Consider the following 17,963-nt stretch of genomic DNA (forward strand, 5'->3'; position numbering starts at 1 on the left):
ATATATTGAACACAACAAAAAAGACGCACAGCCTCAGCTATGCGTCTTTTCTATTACTTCTCTGCAACTTGAACTTCTTTTACGTAAGCTGCTTCGAATTTTTGGATGTCGCCTGCGCCCATGAAAATTAGAACGCCGTTTTTATGTTTCTTTAATACATCCGTTGTTGTATCTGTAATTAGTTCTGCACCGTCAATACGCTTTTGCAGATCTTCGATTGTTAATTCACCTTTGTTTTCGCGTGCTGATCCGAAAATATCACATAAGTATACTTGGTCAGCTTTGCTTAAGCTTTCAGCGAACTCATCTAAGAACTTTTCTGTACGTGAGAATGTATGCGGCTGGAATACAGCGACAACTTCACGCTCTGGATGTTTTTGACGAGCTGCTTCAATCGTTGCATTAATTTCTGTCGGATGGTGTGCGTAGTCATCGATAATAACTTGCTCTCCCATTGGCTTTTCATTAAAGCGACGTTTTACGCCTTCAAAAGTTGTTAGCTGATGCTTAACTGCTTCTACATCAACGTTTTCATAATGGCAAAGCGCGATTACTGCTAATGCATTTAATACGCTGTGATTGCCGTATCCTGTAATTTTGAACGTGTCATAGTACGTATTACGAACGAATACATCGAAAATAGTACCATCTGTTCTCTTTTGAATGTTACGTGCTTGGAAATCATTATCTTCTCCAAATCCATAGAAAATAACAGGTACTTTCGCTTGAATTTTTTGAAGTTCTTCATCATCTCCACATGCAATAATGCCCTTTTTCACTTGCAATGCCATCTCTTGGAATGCATTGAATACATCATTGATATCTGAGAAATAATCTGGATGATCAAAATCAATGTTTGTCATAATCGCATAGTCTGGATTGTAAGACAAGAAATGACGACGATACTCACAAGCTTCAAATACAAAATACTTACTATTTTCTACCCCATGCCCTGTTCCATCTCCAATAAGGTAAGATGTAGGGTGTGCACCTTGCATTACATGGGCTAACAAACCAGTTGTTGATGTTTTTCCATGTGCACCAGTTACAGCAACACTTGTGTATTGGTTCATAAGGTCACCTAAGAAGTGATGGTAACGATGTACTGGGATGTTTAATTCTTTTGCTGCTACGATTTCTTCATGCGTATCAGGAAATGCATTTCCTGCAATAATCACTTGTCCTTCTTTTACATTATTTTTATCAAAAGGAAGGATCGAGATATTACGCTTTTCCAACGCTGTTTGTGTAAAGAAACGCTTTTCATAATCAGACCCTTGAACAGTATGCTTCATGTCATGAAGAATTTGAGCTAATGAACTCATTCCTGTTCCTTTAATTCCTACAAAATGGTAAACTGTCATCTTAAAGAACCTCCAACATTTCGAACTAATACAACGGCCTATCTATAAGACAGTATATGAATCTTTTCTTATTTTGGTAATCATCATACATTTTTGATGTAGTGAAGTTATTCTTCCCTTCACTTATCAGGATAAACTCGTACGTACTTCTTTTTTATGTCCATAACAAATCCATTATAGCAAAAAAGAAGCCGCTATACTATGATAACAGAAAAACTGATAGGGTCAATCACCTATCAGTTTTTCTCTCTTTTACATATCTTCTCTTTTTTCTAATTGCACACGCTCTAAACGTGGGTTTGGACGATATTTACGACCAGCTTTCGCTTCTGGTTTTCCATTTAATTCTACGTTATCACCAGTAAAGCCAATATTCATTTTTAATAAGCTACTTCCTACTCCGTATATATCAACAGGTACGTTTTGAGCTTCAAATTCACGAATACGCTTCTCATCAAATCCACCAGTTACAACGATGTCTACATGCTGGAATCCTTCTTCATCAAGTGCTTTACGAAGTGCGAATACAAGCGATGGGTTTACACCACGTGGATCGAATGTTCCAAGTACTTCTGGGTGGCGAATGAAGTATTGATCAATCATCGTACGCGACGTATCTACACGTACACCTTTTAATGTTGATCCAAATTCACGCGCTACGCGAAGTGCATCTGTAATGACATCATTGTTGTAATCAATTAATACAACTAATTCGTCTTCTGGGAATTTCTTATGATATGCTTTTGCCGCTTCCACAACATCACCATTAAACATTTGAATTAATGCGTGAGGCATTGTCCCCATACCACTTCTGCCCCACCATTCATTCATCGCATGCGTCGCCTGTGCGCTCATACCTCCGATGTATGCTGCATAACCGTCACCAGCTTGTTGTGTATAATGATCATCACGGTCTCCCATGAAAATAACTGGTTTTTCTTTATCTACGCTACGCGCAGCTTGGACAACGTTATATACGTTTGTCGCAACTGATGTACGACGAGCTAAAATCCCATCAATAACACCTTCTAAAAATCCGAAATTTTCATAAGGACCATGAATTGTTAACACTGTTTCAAACGGACTAATATTATCGCCATCTTTTAAAGAGTTAATTTCAAGTTCCTCAGGATTTTTAGCGAATGTTTGTAGCAATGCAATTACTTCATCTGTTCCGCAAAGAACTGCATTTTCCTTTTGGAAAAATTGCATCGTTACAACACTTTTCGGGCGAAATTCTTCAATGATTTCTCTAGTCTTTAAAAAGTAAACGGCAGAGAACCAACCTTCTCCAACACGTTCGTCAAATTTAAATGTTCTATTTGTTAGTCTATTTATTTCACCTTTTAATTTTAATTCAATTTCTTTCATGTCGCTTTACTCCCTACTTTACTATCCAACATTTTCTCTTAGTATACAGCAAAACCGTTTACTATACATTTGTTTCCTGCATAGCAGCGAATTCATCCTCAGAAATAAGGACATCTCTTGGCTTCGTTCCTCTTGCTTCAGAAATAATTCCTTGCGATTCCATCTCTTCAATGAGACGTGCCGCGCGATTATAACCGATGCGGAATTTTCGCTGTACAGAAGATGTGGACGCTCCCCCTTGTTCTACAACAAATTGACATGCTTCAAAGAACAATTCGTCTTCCGACTCAGCCTGTTCTGTTTTCGCTAATAAATCCTCTTGCTTAAATAAGTAATTCGGTTTCATTTGCTTTTTCACATGATCAACTGTCTTTTCAATCTCATCATCCGATACATATACACCTTGTACACGAACAGGCTTAGATGTACCGTTCCCTAAGAATAACATGTCACCACGGCCAAGTAATTTCTCCGCGCCACCAATATCGATAATCGTACGCGAATCAACTTGAGATGATACAGTAAACGCAATACGCGTTGGAATGTTTGACTTAATTAAACCTGTAATAACATCTACAGACGGACGCTGTGTCGCTACTAATAAATGAATACCACAAGCACGTGCTTTTTGCGCAATACGACAAATCGCTTCCTCAACATCACCAGGTGCTACCATCATTAAGTCGGCTAACTCGTCAATGACAATAACGATATAAGGTAATGTCTCTCCCGGAATTTCTCGCCCACTTACAATCGTATTGTAACGAGTTAAATCACGAGCCCCTGCATGCGCAAACAATTCATAACGACGCTCCATTTCTTCAACTGCCCACTTTAATGCAGCTGTCGCTGCTTTTACATCCGTAATAACAGGTGCTACAAGATGTGGAACAGAATTGTATGGCGCAAGCTCAACCATCTTCGGATCGATTAACATTAACTTCACTTCATGCGGTTTCGCTTTATATAAAATACTCGTTAAAATTGCGTTAATACACACACTTTTACCAGAACCCGTTGCACCTGCAATAAGTCCATGTGGCATTTTTCGAATATCCGTTACAATTGGATCGCCTGAAATATCAAGTCCTAGCGCAACTGTAAGCGGTGATTCGCTCTTTGTAAACACAGGACTTCTTAAAATTTCACGAAGAAATACTGGCTTACTTTCTTTATTTGGAACTTCGATTCCAATTGCACTCTTCCCTGGAATCGGTGCTTCAATACGAATATCTTTCGCTGCTAAGCTTAACTTAATATCATCACTTAAGTTTGTAATTTTATTTACTTTCACACCTGGGTCTGGCTGTACTTCAAAACGAGTTACTGCTGGACCTTGTGATACATTAATAACATGTGCGCCAACATGGAAATTATTAAACGTTGTATCTAATAATTCCTTCTGTTCATCCAACCATTGCGTATTATCCAACGCCGCTTGCTGCGGAATCGACAGCAATGTTAATGGCGGAATTGCATATGTCGGTGGTGTTTGCAATACATTTCGCATATCGTTCTCTCTTTGATTTACAACATATGCTTTCTCTTGTACTTCCGTACTTGAAATTGGCTTTTGTACTTGCTCTGCCACTACTTGCTGCGCTGGTTTCTCTTCTACTTGTGGTTCCACTACCTCTTGTTGCACTGGTTTTTCTTCCACTTGTGATTCTACCACTACTTGCTGCACTGATTTTTCTTCCACTTGTGGTTCTATCACTACTTGCTGCATTGGCTTTTCTTCCACTTGTGGTTCTACCACTACTTGCTGCATTGGTTTTTCTTCCACTTGTGGTTCCACTACCACTTGCTGCACTGGTGTTTCTTCTACTTGTTGTACAGGCTTATTCCCTACTCGTTCACTCATAGAAGATTGCATTGCATTCGTTCTAGCCGCATGTCTTTCCATTAATCGCGTTCTGTCTTGTTTCAACATAACAACATTAAATGGTACATGACGCTTCTTCTCACGTTTTGGTTCTTCTTTTTGGACAACTGGTTGTTCTTCTGCAATTAAAACATCCGCAAAGCTTTGAACATCTTTCTTCGTTTGTTCTTCAGCCTCAGCAACATGTATGAATTCATTCTTTTGTGCAATTGCTTCATCTAACAATATTTCTTGCTGCGTTTCCTCAAGTGCTACGGGTTCCGCTTCTTCTTGCTCTTCTGCTTCCGCAATTACTTCCACTTCTTCTAACTCTTCCGCTTCTGCAACTACTTCCACTTCTTCTAACTCTTCTGTTTCTGCAATTACTTCTACTTCTTCTGCTTCCGCAATTACTTCCACTTCTTCTAACTCTTCTGTTTCTGCAATTACTTCTACTTCTTCTGCTTCCGCAATTACTTCCACTTCTTCTAACTCTTCCGCTTCTGCAACTACTTCCACTTCTTCTGGCGCTTCCGTTTCTGCAATTACTTCTACTTCTTCTGACTCTTCTGCTTCCGCAATTACTTCCGCTTCTTCTGACTCTTCTGCTTCCGCAATTACTTCCACTTCTTCTAACTCTTCTGTTTCCGCAATTACTTCCACTTCTTCTAACTCTTCTGCTTCTGCAATTACTTCTACTTCTTCTGGTTCTTCCGCTTCCACAATTACTTCCACTTCTTCTGACTCTTCTGCTTCCGCAATTACTTCTACTTCTTCTAACTTTTCTGCTTCCGCAATTACTTCTACTTCTTCTTGCGCTTCTGCAATTACTTCCACTTCTTCCGACTCTTCTGTTTCTGCAATTACTTCCACTTCTTCTGTTTCTTCCGCTTCTGCAACTACTTCCACTTCTTCTGGCGCTTCCGTTTCTGCAATTACTTCTACTTCTTCTGGCGCTTCTGTTTCTGCAATTACTTCCGCTTCTTCTAGTATTTCCACAATGATTGTTTCTTCAAGTTTCTCTTCTGCTTTAACAATCACTGATTCTTCTGGTGCTTGTTTTTCTACTTCAATAGTAGGTTGTTCTATTTCTGTATTACGTTTAGTTTCTTCTAATAATATTGTATCCTCGTGCTCTACTTTAGAATCTACTAATTCTGCTTGTAGAGTGTTTTTGGCCACTACATCACTTTCTTGCTGAAGTAATTCAGCCGCTGGAACTTCCTGCGGTGCACTAATTTCTTGAACCACTTCTCTTTCTTCTACTATAGGTTCTTGGCGTTCAATTTCATAACCGTTTTTCTCTAGCCATTGATCGACAACTGACTTTTCTTCCTTTTTATTTTGTTGATCTCGCTGATCAACGCCTTCATGACTGGAAGAATTCGTTGCTTGTCCTTCTGAGAAATCAGATAATGCATATCCTTTTTTCTCTAACCATGCATCAACGACTGATTTGCCCTCTACAGATATTTCAAGGTCTTCTCTTTCCTTTTCTTCCTCCTGCTTTTCTACCTTTTTCTCTACTGAAGGACGATTATATCCGTAAATTGGCGAAATCATTTCTGTTGGACGAAATGGTCTACGGTTACTTTCTTGCGTAGGTGCAGATGCTTTCTTTACGACAGGCTCTCGCTCCGGTTCATATTGCATTTCCGGCTCTTCATATGTAGCAACTACCTTCTCCACATACTGTCGTCTACTTCTTTCCACTTTTATTCCTCTTTGAGTAGGCTGATTTTCATATGTTACAGCTTGAACAGGTTGTTCTTCAAAATGCCCTGTTTCTATAACATCCTCTTCATCGAACCCATTATCCGGTACTAATGGAAAACGGCATTTACCTGCATTCCTACTTGCCATTTGTGCTTCTCTTGCTTCAGTGTAGTGGTTTACACGAGGAAATTTCGGCTGACTTTCAACTTGCTTCGGTACTTCTTTATTCATCGCTGTTTGTTCTTCCTCTTTGTTAAACAGCTTTTTCATCCAATCTAACATGCTTACCACTCTTTCTACTAAATAGTAACATCCTTTATTGTATCAGCATTCGGCGAAAAGTGCAGGTAAAATTAAGCATGTCATATTTATCCATAACATTCTAATTTACGAGTATTTTCATATAGAAAAACGCACCCTTACATATAAGACTGCGTTTAAGCTTTACTCTTCCGATATTCCTCTACACTATCCGTTACACTTTGCAATAAAGAATTTACATACTGCGAGTCAGATAATTTTTTATCTTCTTCAGGATTTGACATAAACCCAAGTTCTAATAGTACACCAGGTACTTTGGACCAATTAAATCCAGACAGATCATCCCTGAATTTAATTCCATTCACTTTCACTTGCTGATTTTCTCTCATTTTATTTACAATCGTTTGAGAGATTTGAAGACTTTCAGCATAAATCTCTTTCGTGTACGGACTACCTTCTGCCGGCGTTAATACAGCAAATCCACTTTGATTCGGATTTTCAGAACCATCTGCATGAAGACGTAAAAACAAGTTTGCCTTATGATCATTTGCAAATGTCGCGCGTTCTTTATTACTTATATCCACATCTTGTGACGTTCTCGTCATTAATACTTGTATTCCCTTTGCTTCTAACTTTTCTTTTAATACGAAAGCCATTTCTAATACGAGAACAGCCTCTCTTTTTTTCGTCACAACACCCGTTGTACCATCTGTCACTTTATATTTTTGCGTCGCTGCTCCTGGCCCAATCGGCTCTAAATTTAAATTCGCTTTTTGTTGATGCCCCGGATCAATAACGACAAGAAACTTTCCTTGCTTTTCATTACTCTCTACTTTTTGTTCATTATTTTGCAGCGGTTGCTCAGTTGGCTGCACTGGCGTAGCTTCCTCTTTCTTTTCATCGGCCGGCACTTCCTCCTGCTTATGCTCCACTTGCTCAGTTGTTTGAACTGCTTGCGGTTCTTCTTTCTTTTCTTGTTCTTCTTGCTGCTTTTCTACCGGTGAGTCTTCCTTGTTATCTTTGTTTGCTTCCTGCATAGAAGATTTTACTTCTTGTTTCGGCTCTTCTTGCGAACAACCGCCCATATATATGCCAATAAATGCAATCATGCTCATTATTTTTATATACTTCATATTTTTCTCCCATCACTTTGCACCGGTCTCAAAGTTTTTCTTATAATTGTTTTATAATCTCATCCATATTTCCAATGTGAACAGGTTGCCACGTCTCTGTACCACGCTCTGCAGTATAAACTAGGTAAGCACCATCAGCCACATTTACGAAAACCGGATCCCCCATATCTGTTTCATAACCGATAACAATCCATTCCTCTTTCCATTTTCCATGTTCTTCACTTATTAATGAATTTTTATGTTTATCATATCGATAACCGATTTGTCCTTTTTCTAATTCATTTTCACTAAACAAATATATTTCATAGGAACCTAACTCGATATCTTGTTGTTTTGAAGTTTCAATTCGTTTCAGAAGTTCTGCGATTTTTAGTTGTTGTTTCATACGTCTATCCCCTTCTATTTTTCTAAATTTTAACTAGTTTGTTCATAAAATACAATATAGATTTTATGAAAAAAGGTGACATCCTTATGAATATGGACGATTTTCTACATATATCTATCACAACTCGCAATATATCATCGATTCAATAGAAAAGAGAGGCTGTCCAAAAGGACAACCTCTCTTTTTTACATCAATTAAAATTTGAACTCTTGTCCAGCTTCAAAGCTATCTTCTAATACAAGAATACCTTTTTCTTGTGGAGCATCTGGAAGCTCTAATTCACGTGCTGAGCAAATCATTCCAGAAGAAGGAACACCGCGAAGTTCAGCTGGTTTAATTAACATACCGCTTGGCATTACAGCGCCGATTTTTGCAACGACAACTTTTTGTCCTGCATCAACGTTCGGTGCGCCACATACGATTTGTAATGTTTCTGTACCGATTTCTACTTTACAAATGTTTAACTTATCAGCATTTGGATGCTTCTCTTTTTCAGCTACATAGCCTACAACAAATTTCGGAGAAAGATCTGCTTCTACTGTTTCTTCAAAGCCGTTCTTCGCTAAAATTCCGTTGATTTGTTCTACAAGTTCTTTCGTTAATGTTAAGTTACCTGTTTCTTTTACTTCTAAGTAAGAAGATGCATTAAAGATGTTGAATCCTGCTGCCATGTTGCTTTCACGATCGTATACGCGTGCAACATCTCCTTTGCGATCAAAAGTACGGTTCTCTAAAGTAATATCTTGTAAGGCAACAATTAGAGTGTCACCAATTCCTTCAAGGTTGTAAAAAACGTTCACTTCGTTCATCCTTTCTCTTTTCCATCTGTCTTCTTCCGATTTTTCGCTAAAATAAAGATTGGTTCAAAGTCCCCATCTTCATATACGAATGAAAGTGATGTAATCGGAACATGCCCTTCGGCAAAAAATTTCATTGTCATTTGTGCAATAATATCATAACCGATTTCGTTGACGATATCAGCAATAATTAATACATCTTGGTGAGGAACAGCAACAACCATATCACCAGAAATCTTTTCACGCATCGATTGTAGTAATGATTCGTTTAAAATACGAGTCGCATCATACCCATCATTTGTGTTTAAGAAGTAGAATGTATTCCCTGCTACTGTGTCTTGTTTAAATTCATAACCTAATGAGCGAGCGTTGAATAATGCCATTTCACGCACTTGTTGCTCTGTCAGTTCTAATTTTTGTAATAGACGTTCATCAATTAATCGATACGTTTTATTCGAATCTAACGCGTAGTAAATACGTGTTTCCGCCGTATGATCCGTCATAATAAACGGATTTCCTTCTTCTGCTTGTTTCGGGAAAGAAGTAGAGCGAATAACAGGTAAAATTTTCGCCGCGCTATTTTCTTCTTTATGCATCGCAATTAACGCTTCTTGTACGTAATAAGCAACCTCTTCAATTGCTTTTTCTTTATTCACTTCCCATTTTGCCACAACTCCTGGAAGCGATACGTTAATACCTTTTTTCGAGTCTTTCTGTTCTATACGTAGAACTTCTTTCTCGCTATCATACTGAAAGTCCCATTCTGGGCGAGATAATTTCTTCATTAACTCATCTTTCATCTTTTTACTTGTCATCTTCATCTCTTTTTCCTCCCTTCCAAAAAAATAACCTCCCCCGCGAAGGTAGAGGTTGTTTTACAATTCAATTGGCAAATTGCCTTATTTTAAACCTTCAATGAACTCTTCGATTTGTTCTTGTGTTTTACGGTCTTTGTTTACATAGCGACCTGTTTCTTCACCTTTATTGTACGCTACAAAGCTCGGAATGCCAAATACGTCTAATTTTACGCATAGATCAATAAATTCATCACGATCTACATAGTAAAATGAGAAATCACTATATTTCTCTTCTACTTCTGGCATAAATGGATCTACAAAACGGCAGTCAGGGCACCATTCTGCTGAGAACATAAAGACTACATTCTCTTCATTTTTTAATTGTTGGAATTGCTCCATGCTTTCTAATGATTTCATCTATATTTCCTCCTCTAACGAGTGCATTTTTTCATGTTATAATCTTTCTTTTATACTACCATACATCGCGCACGGTGCAAGGTTTATGCTTGCTTTTCGTCATACTTATATTGCCCAACAAGTAACTTAACAACGTGTACAAATAATTCCGTACGGTCGACATAATCATCTGTAAAAATACCGATTGCACCTTCGTGACTACGAATATCTTTTCTCTGCACAAACTCTTCCATCACCTCACTTAACTCTTTGCCATCTTCAAGAGGTGCTAAAAAATCATCCGGTAACTTAATACGCGCCCCACCGGCAACGAATGTTTTACCGTCACTTGTTGCTAGCGCGCCCCAGTTACACATAAATAAACCGTGCTCCGTTTTCATTACGCCGCCTTCTAGCCCAATACCAATTTGAGCTTCTCCTTCTTGCAGCGCTCGCTTCGCTCTATTAACCGCTCCTTGCATCGTCTCTTCATCTGAAAATGGCTGGTTCGCTACTCCTGAAGGAACAGAAAGAGATGTAATTGTAGCATCATTCCAAACCTTCTCCACAGCTCCAACTTTCGTTTTATTCTTCGATCCAACTACTACTTTCATTTCGTTCACCTCTATAAAAATTCATCATTTCGCCCTACTTAAATTAAACATCAATCACTACCATACATCACCGGGGCATCTATTCACCCTAAAAAAGAAGATGGATTCCCTCACCATTGCCGACCTCGAACACAAAACAGACTTCCTACCTAATGTCTTAATACACCATTCGAGCACCAATTAAGCACTGTCCGCCCCCACACATGGATGGGGCATCTATTCAAGCCAAAAAAAGAAAGGCTCTTCAGCCCTTCTTATCTACGCGTTATTCTTAATTGTCTCTAGCGTCGTTTTATCCGTTGCTCTTACAAGCTTCGTAATTAACTCTTTCGCTGCTGCATAGTCATCAACATGTAAAATAGAAGCATGTGTATGAATGTAGCGCGCGCAAACACCAATTACTGCTGATGGGATACCTGAGTTACTTGTATGTACACGGCCCGCATCTGTACCCCCTTGTGAAATAAAGTATTGGTACGGAATGTTGTGTGTTTCTGCTGTATCTAAAATAAATTCGCGCATTCCTCTATGTGTTACCATCGTACGATCGTAAATACGAAGAAGAGCACCTTTTCCTAATTGACCGAACTGCGTTTTATCACCAGATGCATCGTTCGCTGGGCTTGCATCAAGCGCATAGAAAATGTCTGGTTGAATCATATTTGCAGCTGTTTGCGCACCGCGAAGACCAACTTCTTCTTGTACAGTCGCGCCAGAGTATAATGTGTTTGGTAATGTTTCGTCTTTTAATTCTTTTAGTAATTCGATTGCAAGGCCACATCCGTAACGGTTGTCCCAAGCTTTCGCCATAATTTTCTTTTCGTTTGCCATCGGCGTAAACGGGCAGATTGGCACGATTTGTTGTCCTGGTTTTACACCAATCTCAATCGCATCTTCATAGCTATCTGCACCTATATCAATTAACATATTTTTTATATCCATCGGTTTTGCACGTTGCGCGTCACTTAATAAATGAGGAGGAATAGAACCAACAACCCCAATAACAGGACCATTCTTCGTCATAACTTGTACACGTTGTGCTAATAGAACTTGGCTCCACCAGCCGCCTAACGTTTGAAAACGAAGCATCCCGTTTTTCGTAATTTGCGTAACCATGAAACCTACTTCATCCATATGACCTGCTACAAGAACACGTGGGCCAGTTTCGTCCCCTTTTTTCAGACCAAATACGCTACCTAAACCGTCTTGCACAATTTCATCCGCATATTTGCTTAATTCTTGCTTCATAAAACGGCGTACATCATGTTCGAAACCTGATGCACCTTGTAATTCTGTTAACGTACGAAATAATTGTAATGTCTCTTTATTCACGAAGTCCCCTTCTTTCAAACCTTAGTAGAATACCTCTTTTATTGTAACGAAATTTTCGAAATGTTTCTAGTTTCTTCTTTTTTAGCTGTATTTGCTTTATAATTATTATTGGTACACTATTTTTATTTTATAGAATTGAGGTGAATATATGAGCTGGAAAGGTTTAGTAGCAGGTCTTGGCGTTGGATTTGCAGCTGGTTATCTTGTTGCAAACAAAGTCCAAGAACAATCCCATATTTCTTCAGAAAAAGCATTGAAAATGGTGAAACAAGCATTAAGTCATAAAGGTGAAATTACTGGCTCTTGGGTACATATGGTTCCAGAGACATTTGAAAAATATGATGTCGCATATGAAGTTTATCGCGGCGGTCTTACAACGATGTTAGATGATATACAAGAACGATTTGAATTTTTAGTTGATGCTAAAACAGGTACTGTTTTAGAGGTTATAGCAGCATAAAAAGGAGGGTTCCCATTAGGTGAACCTCTTATTTTTTAATTATGGATAGTAATTGAAATTATATCGGTGCAACTCAGTTTATATCGGCGTTTTTTGAAATATATCGATTTACCGACCAAAAAAGCCAATAATAAAAAGGTTGCCCCAACAGACTTCTGGAACAACCTCCTCTGTTTATGCTTCTATACTCGTTTTCCGCTCTATTTTTTCTACGATATGCCCTTCCTCATTCCACTTTACGGCACGGTAATATGCGTCATGATAAAACGTAAACCAAGCATCGTTTTCAGCGCCGTACTTCATCCACTTTTGCTTATTTTCAATCGATGTCATTGGATAATCATCGTATGCCATTACCCATAGTACATTTTGATGGGCGTGTGTCGGCAATAGGTCTGCTAAATGAAGCATCGTTTCACCTTTGCTTTCTAAAGCAATAACTGCATGTCCATCACTATGACCGCCTGTATGCGCCATTTTTATTTCATCTGTAATTTCTATTTCTTGCTCAAACGTAATAACTTGATCTACAATTGGCTCCCAATTTTCCTTCCAATATGTATTACGTGATCTAATATTTGGGTTCCTCATTTCATTCCATTCTGTTTCGCTTACGTAAATTTTCGCATTCGGAAAAGCTGGTACAAGGCCATCATCTTTCCGTTTTGTTAAACCAGATGCATGATCAAAATGAAGGTGCGTCATTAAAACGTAGTGGATATCTTCAGGCTTTAATCCTAATTTTTCTAATGATTCATAAACCGATGATTCTTCTGTTACACCTTGATTTCGCTTCATCTTCTCATCCAATTTACCGTTTCCTATTCCAGAATCAATGAGCATATTCCCGTCTTTCGTTTGCAAAAGTAACGGATCTGTTCGTAAATAAATATGATTTGTATCGTTATGTTTATACTTACGTGACCAAAGTACTTTCGGCACAACTCCAAACATCGCTCCCCCGTCTAAATGTGTGTTCCCACCTTTTAGCCACGTCACTTTTATATCTCCAACTTGTAACTGTTCCATTACGCATCCCCCTTTTAAATTAATATTAACATAAAATTCTGATTGTTTTAGCTACAAAAAACCTATGCATTACTGCATAGGCTCTGTACGATATTTCGCTTCCACTCGGTAAATACGATGACCTTTACTAGAGAATTTCTCTTCGTATTCAGTCATGATATTACCTTCATAATCACTATTATGAAGATCTAGGCTAAGGTAAGTTAATAACATACCATACTCAGCCATACTCATTAGAGAGTATTCAAATAAACCTTGGTTATCAGTTTTGAAATGAATTTCTCCGCCTTCTACTAACACTTCTTCATAATTGCGTAAAAATGTTTTATACGTTAAACGACGCTTCGTATGACGTTTCTTTGGCCATGGATCTGAGAAGTTTAAATAAACGCGATCAATCTCACCTTTTGCAAAGAAAACTGTTAAATCTTCAGCATCTTTATTAATTAACTTTAAGTTCGGTACTTCTTCTTCAATTAATTTATCAAGTGCATCTACAACAACACTTGTGAATTTTTCAATTCCAATATAATTAATATGCGGATTTGCTTTTGCCATATCATACATAAAGCGGCCACGACCTGTACCTACTTCAATATGAATTGGTTGTTCATTTCCAAATACTTCTTTCCAATTACCAGCGCGCTCCTCTGGGTTTCCGATTACGATATGTGAATACTCATTAATTCGATCCATTGCATATGGTTTATGTCTTAAACGCATAGATGTTTCCCTCTCTTTACATAGCTATTTTAAAGGAATAATTCCTTCTTTCTGTTTTAATCAATCTACCAAACAAAAAACCAAGTACGTACGAGCACTCGGTCCGTTTCTTTCAAGTATAAGATGTACCATTTTGATAAAAACTACATACAGCATTAAACATTCCATGACGAAACAGCTTTTTCTCTTACATTTCTAGGGAGAGAAAAACAATCGAAAGGATGATCCGTTCATGCCAATTAATCAACAACATCAATTAGAAGTGCTGAAAGATATTTTAGTCAATCACCAAAGTGATTGTTGCGGGACAGTTTCTGAATGCGAGCAATTAGAGCGTCTCATTCAATCGTTACTCGCAAACGATAGTATAAGTAGTGACGCTAAAGCAATGCTAAACGATGTATATTCTTATAGTCAATCGGGTAAATCTTCCTCTAATTTGGACAACCACATTTCCAATAATCAAGAACAACTTACTCAGTGGATTGCTGGAATGGACAATTTTTCTTAAGTATTACTCCGAAGCAAGTAGTTGCTGTAAATATTGATGCCAATATTCAGTTTCTGCTTGCTGCTTTTTTGTTGTGTGCCATTGAATAGACAAAATCGTTTGCGCTATTACATACCACCTCATACGCCTAAGCAGCGATTCATCCATTTCAATATCATAATATTCGAGCCACCCGCTCCATTCGTGGCGCGGAATGTACCAATATAATAACATACCGAGGTCTAGAGCTGGGTCAGCAATTACAGCTCCATCCCAATCAATTAAAAACAGCTCATCTTCATCCGACAATAGCCAGTTGTTATGGTTTACATCACAATGGCATACAACGAATTCATTGTGTTCAATTTCTTTTAATGAATCCATTAAATATTGAAGGCCTTGCTGAATTGCTTCATCATCCCTTATATCTCCTCTTAAAACAAGTTGCAGTTGTTGTAATAACTCTTGTGCGTGAAGCGGCTGCTTCCCAAGTCTTTGAATCATCTGTACAAGCGCTTTAGAGGAGTGTATTTTCTTCAAAAGTTTTGCAACACGTTCTAGTTTCATATCCTCTGGCTCTAGCTTCTGTCCCGGAAGCCATTTTTGAGCAGAAATTACATCACCGTTCGTTACCCTTCTTGTCCAAAGTAATTTTGGAACAATTCCTTCTGCTGACAATACCGCTAAAAAGGGCGATGTATTCCGCTTTAAAAATAACTTCTGTTGTCCGTTTTGCGCAATATATGCATCGCCCGTTACTCCACCAGCCGGTACAAGACTCCACTCTTTTCCTAATAATTGTTCCAACCATTCCATATTCATTACCCGTTAACAAATCCTTATCTTTTATAGTTATGAAAAGAAAAACCGCAACATTTCTACACATGTTGTGGATTCATATATTTTACTGTAAATGAAAAGAAAACTTGGCATAAGCCAAAAACTCTCTATTTTATTTTACAAAACCAGTCATAGAATGACAACTTATCAAAATCGTCACCTTTGTCAATTCTACATTTATTACATTCTCATCGTCAAGTAGCGATTTGTCACATTATCGTCAATATATACGTGCTAATTGGTGCGAGCCTAAGTTCCTTTCCTCTAAATGAAGAAATTGGCTCTATTTTTGCTTGCTTTTCGTTTACTAACACATGCCACGTTTCTTCTTTCGGAAGTTGCACCGTTTTAGCTTCTAAACCGCTATTAAATAAAACTACAATCTCTTTCCACGGTCCAAACGATTCCGCATGCACTAGGTGATATGCAAGTACTTCTGGAGATGTTTGCAAAAAAGTCATGTGCTTTTTTATAAGGTCTGCGTTTTGCAATCGGAATGCTCCGTGCTCTTTACGAATCGCAATTAAACCTTTTATATAGTTAACGGTCTCTATCTCGTTCTCTTTTTGATCCCAATCTAATTGATTAATTTCATCATTTGCATTATAACTATTTTCATTTCCTTGCTTCGTACGATAAAACTCTTGCCCCGCATGCAAGAAAGGAATACCTTGCGAAAGAATTACCATTGCGCTCGCTAGAAGGTGACGTTTTTTCAAAATCTCTTCTGGCTCTTCATTACTGCGCATTAGTTTATCCCACATCGTCATATTGTCATGACATTCTACATAGTTAATGCTTTGCACAGGCTCTAAAAACAAACCTGTTTCTTTCCTACTCAAAAGGCTTCCTGATGCTATATACTGCAAATGATTACAGTCTACATGCCCACCAAATGCAAAACCGCGTTTATTTATATGAAAGGTACTCCCTTTTATTCCATCACGAAATTGATCATTAAACTGCGCAATATACGGCATTTTCTTTGCATTATTTAACGTTGCTTTTTCCTCTAGAGGAAGTGGTGTTTGTAGATCCCACCCTTCTCCTAATAACAATGCATCTCGCTTTATGTTTCGCACTTCTTTTTCTATTATATTCATTGTATCGACATCTAAAATTCCCATTAAGTCGAATCGGAATCCGTCAACATTGTATTCAGTAAGCCAATATAAAATAGACTCTACAATAAATTTCCTCATCATTTTCCGTTCAGATGCTATATCATTCCCGACTCCCGTCCCATTAGAAGGCATGCCATCTTCACCATGACGAAAATAATATCCTGGGACAAGCTTTTCAAATGATGATAGCTCTCTTTCATACACATGATTATATACAACATCTACAATCACCCTAATGCCATGCTCATGAAATGTTTCGATCAACTGTTTACACTCTACTATCCTGTTATACGGATCAGAGAGGTCTGTAGCATAATATCCCGTTGGCGCATTGTAATATAATGGATTGTAACCCCAATTATATGCAGAGGAAGGATTCGCCTCATCTACACCACCGAAACAATATAAAGGTAATAATTCAACGTGTGTAACACCCAAATCCTTTATATGAGACAAGCCCGTTAACGTCCCATTTCGCCCTGTTGTTCCTTCTTCCATTAGCCCCTTATATGTTCCTTTTTTACTCACTCCGCTGCCCCGATGAATAGTAGCATCGCGAATATGCAGTTCATACAATATGGCATCTGTCATTGCCTGTAATGGTGGTAATTGCACTTTCTTCGTTACATTTGTCTTTTCTAAATCGATAACAACGCCGTACTTCCCATTTACAGTCACTGACTTTACGTAAGGGTCCACCGCTTCATTCCATATTAAATTAATACAAACAAGAAATGTATACTTTGCTCCAGCTAAATCGCCTTGTAATGTATGAGTCCAAACTCCATTTTCTCCTCTGTACATTTCATGATCGGTATATTCTTTATCACTTTTATAAATCCTTACTTTCGCAAGCCTCGCAGTTGGAGCCCACACTTTAAATGTCGTTGCTTCTTTTTGATACACAGCCCCTAAATCGGTACCTTCGTAATAATACTTTTCATCGAAAATCGCTGTTCTTATGACAGCACCTATTTGTAAATCTGTTTCTTCATTCCGTTCATCTCGTACTGTATAATACTTCCCCACATCTAGCGGCTCTTCTATAAAGCACTCATACTTCGTTGCATCCGGAAGCGCAATTGTATGAGCAATCGGTAAATCTTTCACGTTACTTCCTTCTTGCAAACGAAATGTCCGACTTGTTCCATACGCATGTGGGAGCAAAATTGTAATTTTATTCATTTCATCTAAATAGGCATCAAATGGACGTTTTACTTTCAACATAAAAAAATCACCATCATTCTTAAAGTTAAATGAAACGAGC

General features: G+C 38.2%; 16 protein-coding genes. 2 read left to right on the plus strand and 14 right to left on the minus strand.

Annotated elements, in window-relative coordinates:
* Positions 1-53: 53 nt before the first annotated feature.
* From murC to MR115_RS09975, 10 genes are all read right to left on the minus strand, one after another.
* The gene (gene murC, locus MR115_RS09930; protein WP_000219461.1) at positions 54-1,364 is read right to left on the minus strand and encodes a UDP-N-acetylmuramate--L-alanine ligase; all 1,311 of its coding nucleotides are present in this window, start codon (positions 1,362-1,364) and stop codon (positions 54-56) included.
* A 252-nt stretch (positions 1,365-1,616) separates the two neighbouring features.
* A complete protein-coding gene (locus tag MR115_RS09935; protein ID WP_000658380.1) occupies positions 1,617-2,735 on the minus strand; it encodes a nicotinate phosphoribosyltransferase in 1,119 nt (372 codons plus the stop codon).
* 61 nt (positions 2,736-2,796) lie between these two features.
* Positions 2,797-6,597, minus strand: a complete 3,801-nt coding sequence (locus MR115_RS09940) for a DNA translocase FtsK (protein ID WP_242241042.1) — start codon at positions 6,595-6,597, stop codon at positions 2,797-2,799.
* Positions 6,598-6,752: 155 nt separating this feature from the next.
* On the minus strand, positions 6,753-7,709 hold the full coding sequence (locus MR115_RS09945; RefSeq protein WP_242241043.1) for an N-acetylmuramoyl-L-alanine amidase: 957 nt from the start codon (positions 7,707-7,709) through the stop codon (positions 6,753-6,755).
* A gap of 40 nt (positions 7,710-7,749) precedes the next feature.
* Positions 7,750-8,094: a hypothetical protein gene (locus MR115_RS09950; RefSeq protein ID WP_063262104.1), complete on the minus strand. Its 345-nt coding sequence runs from the start codon at positions 8,092-8,094 to the stop codon at positions 7,750-7,752.
* A gap of 194 nt (positions 8,095-8,288) precedes the next feature.
* Positions 8,289-8,903 carry a YtpR family tRNA-binding protein gene (ytpR, locus tag MR115_RS09955; RefSeq protein ID WP_242241044.1) on the minus strand — a complete coding sequence of 205 codons (615 nt, stop codon included), beginning with the start codon at positions 8,901-8,903 and terminating at the stop codon, positions 8,289-8,291.
* Positions 8,900-9,712, minus strand: a complete 813-nt coding sequence (locus tag MR115_RS09960) for a DUF1444 domain-containing protein (protein ID WP_000784600.1) — start codon at positions 9,710-9,712, stop codon at positions 8,900-8,902. The genes ytpR and MR115_RS09960 overlap by 4 nt, the downstream gene beginning before the upstream one ends.
* Before the next feature lie 78 nt (positions 9,713-9,790).
* Complete coding sequence (locus MR115_RS09965) at positions 9,791-10,105, minus strand: thioredoxin family protein (RefSeq protein ID WP_000838193.1); 315 nt, start codon at positions 10,103-10,105, stop codon at positions 9,791-9,793.
* An 83-nt stretch (positions 10,106-10,188) separates the two neighbouring features.
* Positions 10,189-10,698 carry a DUF84 family protein gene (locus tag MR115_RS09970; RefSeq protein ID WP_063262105.1) on the minus strand — a complete coding sequence of 170 codons (510 nt, stop codon included), beginning with the start codon at positions 10,696-10,698 and terminating at the stop codon, positions 10,189-10,191.
* 258 nt (positions 10,699-10,956) lie between these two features.
* Positions 10,957-12,030 carry a M42 family metallopeptidase gene (locus MR115_RS09975; protein ID WP_001031515.1) on the minus strand — a complete coding sequence of 358 codons (1,074 nt, stop codon included), beginning with the start codon at positions 12,028-12,030 and terminating at the stop codon, positions 10,957-10,959.
* A 148-nt stretch (positions 12,031-12,178) separates the two neighbouring features.
* Here MR115_RS09975 and MR115_RS09980 point away from each other — a divergent pair, with 148 nt between their 5' ends.
* On the plus strand, positions 12,179-12,490 hold the full coding sequence (locus tag MR115_RS09980; protein WP_000118541.1) for a PepSY domain-containing protein: 312 nt from the start codon (positions 12,179-12,181) through the stop codon (positions 12,488-12,490).
* A gap of 174 nt (positions 12,491-12,664) precedes the next feature.
* Here the strand turns inward: MR115_RS09980 and MR115_RS09985 are convergent, their stop codons facing one another.
* Positions 12,665-13,519, minus strand: coding sequence for a YtnP family quorum-quenching lactonase (locus MR115_RS09985; protein WP_097819361.1), 855 nt, complete (start codon positions 13,517-13,519; stop codon positions 12,665-12,667).
* A 69-nt stretch (positions 13,520-13,588) separates the two neighbouring features.
* Positions 13,589-14,242 (minus strand): tRNA (guanosine(46)-N7)-methyltransferase TrmB, encoded by a 654-nt coding sequence (trmB, locus tag MR115_RS09990; RefSeq protein ID WP_063262108.1) that lies wholly within the window; start codon positions 14,240-14,242, stop codon positions 13,589-13,591.
* A gap of 232 nt (positions 14,243-14,474) precedes the next feature.
* On the opposite strand from trmB, the gene MR115_RS09995 reads away from it, so the two are divergent.
* Positions 14,475-14,753, plus strand: a complete 279-nt coding sequence (locus tag MR115_RS09995; protein WP_001122236.1) for a YtzH-like family protein — start codon at positions 14,475-14,477, stop codon at positions 14,751-14,753.
* Positions 14,754-14,756: 3 nt separating this feature from the next.
* Here the strand turns inward: MR115_RS09995 and MR115_RS10000 are convergent, their stop codons facing one another.
* Positions 14,757-15,554, minus strand: coding sequence for a phosphotransferase family protein (locus tag MR115_RS10000; protein WP_097819362.1), 798 nt, complete (start codon positions 15,552-15,554; stop codon positions 14,757-14,759).
* A gap of 227 nt (positions 15,555-15,781) precedes the next feature.
* A complete protein-coding gene (pulA, locus tag MR115_RS10005; RefSeq protein WP_097819363.1) occupies positions 15,782-17,923 on the minus strand; it encodes a type I pullulanase in 2,142 nt (713 codons plus the stop codon).
* Between the last annotated feature and the right edge of the window lie 40 nt (positions 17,924-17,963).

Source organism: Bacillus cereus group sp. BfR-BA-01309, from assembly GCF_022664315.1.
Taxonomy (GTDB): Bacteria; Bacillota; Bacilli; order Bacillales; family Bacillaceae_G; genus Bacillus_A; species Bacillus_A mobilis.